Below are 1,817 nucleotides of genomic sequence, written 5' to 3' on the forward strand. Positions count from 1 at the left end.
CTAGGACTCTGCTGAATAATCCCGCGTGGCTTCGCCTTGTGGTTGGCGGTGCCTGGGACCCTTGGTGAGTGCAGGGTGAGGCTGATCGTCAGCGGGATCTATTGGATGTGGAATCGGTAGTGGGGCATCTGCTCCCGACTGGGACCGTGTTCGCGTTTTTGGCCGAACATCGGGCTCGGTTGTTCCCGGCGGAGATGTTTTCTGATCTGTTTCCCTCAGGTCGTGGACGGCCGTCGATCCCGCCTGAAGTGGTCGCCTCGGTGATCGTGTTGCAGACCTTGCATGGGTTGTCGGACCGTGAGGCTGCCGAGGCGGTCATGTTCGATCTGCGGTGGAAAGCGGCGTGTGGGTTCGCGATCGACGCTGCCGGGTTTCACCCGACGACGCTGACCTATTGGCGGCGTCGGTTGGCGGCCAGCGATGCGCCGCAACGGATTTTCGACGCGGTTCGTGAGGTCATCACACAGACCGGGGCGTTGGCTGGCCGGGCGCGGCGGGCACTGGATTCGACGATCCTCGATGACGCGGTCGCCCGCCAGGACACCGTGACTCAGTTGATCGCGGTGATTCGTCGGGTCCGCCGCGACGTGCCCGGCGGCAACGCGGTGGTTACCGCGCAGTGCACACGGCTTGCCGCGTTGACCGGCCAGGACTACACGGCCACGGGCAAGCCGCGGATCGCCTGGGATGACCACGCCGCCCGTGAGGAATTGGTCACCGCACTGGTCAACGACGCTTTGGCGCTGCTGGCAGTCCTCGATGTCGAGACGATCCAAGAGCACAGCGGTAAGGCCGCCGAAGCGGTCGCGTTGCTTGCCTTGGTCGCGGGCCAGGACGTCGAGCCTGCCGAGGGTTCTGACGGGACCGACGGGCGGTGGCGGATCGCGCGGCGCACCGCGCCGGATCGGATGATCTCGACCGTGGACCCCGATACCCGCCACGCGCACAAGACTCAGCACCGCCGCCAGGACGGGTTCAAGGCCCATGTCGTGGTCGAGCCCGACACGGGCCTGACCACGACCGTGCGGTTGACGAAAACCAACGGTCCAGATAACTCCGATGCGAACGTGGGCGCTCAGTTAGTGACCGCTGACCCGACCATCGACGCAGGCCAAGACATCGAGGTGCTGGGTGATTCCGCCTATGCCACCGGTGACATGCTGCACACACTGGATCACAAGCAATGGAAGCCGCTGGTCAAACCCTGGCCGGTCAAGCCCGCAGTCGAGGGCGGTTTCACCATCGACGACTTCACCCACGACGCTGTTGCCGGGACGTTGACCTGCCCGGCAGGGGTGGCCAAGCGAATCACCAAGAGCCGCAAAGCCGTTTTCGGAATCGCATGTGCGCACTGCCCGTTGCGGGCGCGATGCACCACCGCCAAGAAGGGCCGCACCATCGAGCTGCACAAGCACGATCTGCTCCAGCGTGAACACCGTAAACGCGCCGCCGACGCCAACTTCCAGGCCACCTACCGCCGGCATAGGCCAATGGTCGAACGCACAATCGCCTGGCTCACCCGCGGGAACCGCCGAGTGCCCTACCGCGGAATCGTCAAGAACGACGCTTGGCTGCATCACCGCGTCGCGGGGTTGAACCTGCGCCGCCTGATCACCATGGGCCTGACCCACACCGGCACCGCCTGGACGCTGGCCTGATCCAGCGACTCAAGGGTGTTGCCCTCAACCCCACGCCGTGTCACGATCGCCACGGCGGGGTGACCTCTCCTGTCGACCCCAGGGTCTGACTTCAGATCAGCGCCAACAAGCGCCACGAGGCACCCCGCCCCTCAGGCCACTAATTCAGCAGAGTCCTAG

The 1,817-nt window shown here is 65.1% G+C and carries 1 protein-coding gene; it reads left to right on the forward strand.

From position 1 onward, the window contains the following. Window positions 1-68: 68 nt before the first annotated feature. The gene (locus tag BST28_RS22825; RefSeq protein WP_083083211.1) at window positions 69-1,658 is read left to right on the forward strand and encodes an IS1182 family transposase; all 1,590 of its coding nucleotides are present in this window, start codon (window positions 69-71) and stop codon (window positions 1,656-1,658) included. The last annotated feature ends 159 nt before the right edge of the window (window positions 1,659-1,817 follow it).

This window comes from Mycolicibacter kumamotonensis (assembly GCF_002086285.1).
Lineage (GTDB): Bacteria > Actinomycetota > Actinomycetes > Mycobacteriales > Mycobacteriaceae > Mycobacterium > Mycobacterium kumamotonense.